The organism is Parasphingorhabdus sp., assembly GCF_036963705.1.
Classification (GTDB): Bacteria; Pseudomonadota; Alphaproteobacteria; order Sphingomonadales; family Sphingomonadaceae; genus Parasphingorhabdus.
Genome location: NZ_JBALUT010000125.1, coordinates 1 through 3,775, shown reverse-complemented (window position 1 = coordinate 3,775; position 3,775 = coordinate 1). Strand labels below are relative to the sequence as shown.

Genomic DNA, 3,775 nt, shown 5'->3' with positions numbered 1-3,775 from the left:
GTGCCATGATGAACACCAAAATCCACGGCATGATGCTGAATATCTGCTTCTGCATCGGATCCATCGGTGCCGGGTTCAGCTTGAACTGGAAGTGCATGGTTATGCCCATCAGGATCGGCAATATGCCGACGGCCAGAAAGGTTGGTGGATCGAAAGGCAGCAGGCCGAACAGGTTAACCGGGGTCAGCGGGTCGGGTGCGCTCAGATCCTTGATCCACAGAATGAAGGGCTGGTGGCGCATTTCGATCGATAGCATGAGCACTTTGTACAGCGCGAAGAAGATCGGAATCTGCAGGAAGATCGGAAGGCAGCCCGCTAGCGGATTGACCTTCTCCTCCTTGTACAGCTTCATGATCGCCTGCTGTTGTTCTTGCTTGTCGTCTTTATGCTTTTCCTGAAGCGCCTTCATCTTTGGCTGGACAGCGCGCATTTGCGCCATGGATTTAAATTGTTTCTGCGCGATCGGGAACATGATCCCGCGGACGACGAAGGTCATCAGGATGATTGCGACCCCGAAATTGCCGACCAGCTGGAACAGCCAGTTAAGCAGATAGAAAAGCGGTTTCTCGAACCAGTAGAACCAGCCCCAGTCAATCGCCCGGTCCAGATTCTTGATGTTATATTCTGATTCGTATCTTTCGAGAATCGCGTTTTCTTTGGCTCCGGCAAAAAGACGGGTGGTAGTGTTCAACTGTTTGCCAGGCTCGATGATCTGCGCGCTTTTTTTCGCAATCTCAGCTTGGAAAATATCGCCGCCGCCGGAGCGGAATTTTGCGTCGACTTGCGAAATATTGTCAGGGATCAAAGCACCCAGCCAATATTTGTCGGTAAAGCCCAGCCAACTGACTTCTGTGTCATAGGAATTGGTTCCGGCGACCGCAGACGTTCCAAACATCCGCGAAAAGAAGCCAGGCTCCTCACCGGCGAGGTTCTTATAGTCTACGTCGTAATTTGCCGCGCCTTCATAGACGCCGACCGGACCGGAGTGGATGGTCCATGTACTGGCTTCATTGGCAGGGATATTGGCCAGATCCCGTTTTCGGTTGATCAGGCCATATGGTTTGAGCGCAATCGGATTTTCACCGCGATTGGTGACATTCTGTTCTGCAGTGATCAGATAATCCGCATCGATCGACAGCTTGACTGCATATCTCTGCCCGGTTTCGTTGGACCAGCTCAATGTAACCGGCGTTTCGGGGGTCAATTTGCTTCCGTCGGTTGACCAGATTGTATTATCATCGGGGACCGCAACGCCGCCACCCGCCCAGCCGAACCGACTGAAATAGGCATTCTCGGTTCCGGAAGGCGAAAAGAGCCGAACAGATTCGCTGTTCTTGCTCATATCAACCGTGTGATCGGTCAGCGTGAGATCATCAATCCGTCCGCCTTTGAGGTTGATAGAGCCTTTCAGGCGCGGTGTTTCAATCAGGACGCGTGGATTTTCGCGCAATATCGTAGCCAATGGCCGTATCTTGTCCGAAACGGCGCCGGTGCTAATGTCGGCGCTGCTGGTGTCAGAGCCGACGGCAGGGGTCATTTTATCACCAGCGACTTGATCGGTAGCCGGAACATCAGCCTGTTCCACCACTTCATTCTTGTTGGCCATGTCCGGAAAAAACTGTTCCATCAGCATCGGCCAGCCAAAAAGGATGATACCGGTGAGCAGCACCGCCATGATTATGTTGCGTTTGTTGTCCACTATGTCGTCCTGCTTTCGGCCATTTGTTGCAAATAGGATTGGTGTATGAGGCTATCAAGGCACCGGGTCATAACCCGAGCGTCCCCAAGGATGGCAGCGCAATAGCCGTTTAGCCCCTAACCAGCCACCCTTAATTGCACCATGTTTCTCGATCGCTTCAATTGCATAGCTGCTGCAGGTCGGCTGGTAGCGACAAGTCGGCGGCAATATCCGCGAGGGACCCCATTGCCAGCAGCGCACGCAGAAGATGAGGATCGCCTTGATCATTGCTAGCCGAGCTTTTTCGCCAGATACTTCAGGCCCTTTTGAAGCTCGGCCTTCATCGTGGCGAAATCCGCTTCTTTGTTGGCTTTACGGCCGATCATGACGTGATCGACACCTTCTATACCATCGTTGGGAAGGGTTGCTGTGAGCAAGGCCCGGAAGCGACGCTTCATCCGATTGCGCGCAACGGCGTTGCCGATCTTCTTGGTAACCGTGATGCCCCGGCGGATCGTCTCTGCCGGAATCGCATGGTCGCTGCGGCGACGGTGCGCGAGCAGGACAAAATTTGGGGTGACGAATCGCTTGCCGCGATTGGCAGCGAGAAAATCTGCGCGCTTGCGAATCACCTCGATCGTCCGATTTGAATCAGCTGATGCCGAATCGGAAGAAGGCTCCTTCGCGTCCAGTTGATCGATCGATGAATATGCTCCGACCGGCGAAGCTCCAGCGGCCGATTCGGGTTTAGGCAGAGAGCTTTTTGCGGCCACGGGCACGGCGGGCAGACAGCACTTTGCGGCCTCCAACGGTGGCTTTGCGGGCGCGGAAACCATGGCGCCGTTTGCGGACCAGACGGCTTGGTTGAAATGTACGCTTCATCGCGGTTATCCTACGTCAAAATTTCGATAAAAAAGGGCCGCCAAAAGCTGCGGCCGATACGTTGAGGCTGCGATTAGGCAGGCAGGCGCGGAAAGTCAAGCATTTGCGCTAGATTTTCTTGCCCTTATTGCCGGTTTTTATCTTGCCGAAAAGCGGCAGTTCAAAATCCTCGGGGAGCACCTTGTGATGTCTCCTGCGCATCGCCCAGTCGGTCCATTTGCCATAATGGGGGAAACGCCGCTTGAAATCGACATAGCGCTTTTTCGCCCATCGTGAGTTCTGCAACACCAAGGCAAGGCCGATGGGGAAGACTATGATAAACCCAGGCCCGGGGATCGCACCAATGATCGGTGAAATGAGAATCAGCGCAAAGCCAAGGACCGAGAGTGCGAATCGCGATCCCGATGTATATTTCCACCGCTTTTTGGTCATTTTTTCGTTCATCATATTCCAATTGGTGCTTCGAGGCCAACCGCGCAAGTCTCGCTAATACATCTATAGCGCACAGACGTGATTATGGTTCCTGAAGATGGATAAGGCGTGAACGGAAATTGCGCGAAGGCAACTAGTGGACCAGTTGAAAGCGGGCCATGTCTTTGCGTGAGAGCCGCAATTGCTCGGAGAAGGGCACGCTGTTGGTCAAGGCGTAAAACGCCTTTGCCGTCGGAGCAGAAACACCCATTTCTCGGTAGTAATCGAGATATTCGGCATGGACCGGATCGCTGTCCGGATAGTCATTCGCTTCCCGCCCGTCTTCGTCCATCCAGCTGTGCACGATAAATTCGGCATCGGGATGGGCTGTCCGGCGAACGCCGGCTAGAAAAAGTTCCACAGCGCCGGAGCGAACCGAGCCATAGGCCGGCACATGGGTGCTGATTCCCGCGCGGCGAATCATCCGGGCGAGGGTGAGGTTGGCTTCTTCATCGACCGAACCATCGCAGTCGCGCATTTCGATCTGCCGGATGCCGGGATGCTGATCCAGCATCTGGCGAAAAATAGCGGGTGTATAGCTGTCCACCGTCCCGGTCATCACGGCTACATCCGGTGCGATCACGCGAAAGGGCCCATATTGGCCAAAGACAGTGTCAGCCGACACGGTCGGTGCTGCCGGTTCGAATATTTCATATTCGAGTATCTCGACCGTTTCGGTGACCACATAGCTGCTTGCACTATGAGCCGATTGCGCCGGGAGCAGCAGAAACGCGACCAGCAGGA

6 protein-coding genes are annotated in these 3,775 nt (G+C 54.4%); all 6 read right to left on the bottom strand.

Annotated features, from left to right (window positions below):
* A partial coding sequence (yidC, locus tag V7680_RS15120; protein WP_335654085.1) for a membrane protein insertase YidC occupies nucleotides 1-1,699 on the bottom strand: 1,699 nt, incomplete at its 3' end.
* Nucleotides 1,700-1,753: 54 nt separating this feature from the next.
* Nucleotides 1,754-1,966, bottom strand: coding sequence for a membrane protein insertion efficiency factor YidD (gene yidD / locus V7680_RS15115; protein WP_335654084.1), 213 nt, complete (start codon nucleotides 1,964-1,966; stop codon nucleotides 1,754-1,756).
* A gap of 2 nt (nucleotides 1,967-1,968) precedes the next feature.
* Nucleotides 1,969-2,451, bottom strand: coding sequence for a ribonuclease P protein component (gene rnpA, locus V7680_RS15110; RefSeq protein ID WP_335654086.1), 483 nt, complete (start codon nucleotides 2,449-2,451; stop codon nucleotides 1,969-1,971).
* Nucleotides 2,426-2,560 (bottom strand): 50S ribosomal protein L34, encoded by a 135-nt coding sequence (gene rpmH, locus V7680_RS15105; RefSeq protein WP_176280516.1) that lies wholly within the window; start codon nucleotides 2,558-2,560, stop codon nucleotides 2,426-2,428. Before rpmH ends, rnpA begins: the two co-directional genes overlap by 26 nt.
* A gap of 108 nt (nucleotides 2,561-2,668) precedes the next feature.
* A complete protein-coding gene (locus V7680_RS15100; protein WP_335654083.1) occupies nucleotides 2,669-3,007 on the bottom strand; it encodes a hypothetical protein in 339 nt (112 codons plus the stop codon).
* 118 nt (nucleotides 3,008-3,125) lie between these two features.
* On the bottom strand, nucleotides 3,126-3,775 hold a 650-nt coding region (locus tag V7680_RS15095), incomplete at its 5' end, for a hypothetical protein (protein ID WP_335654082.1).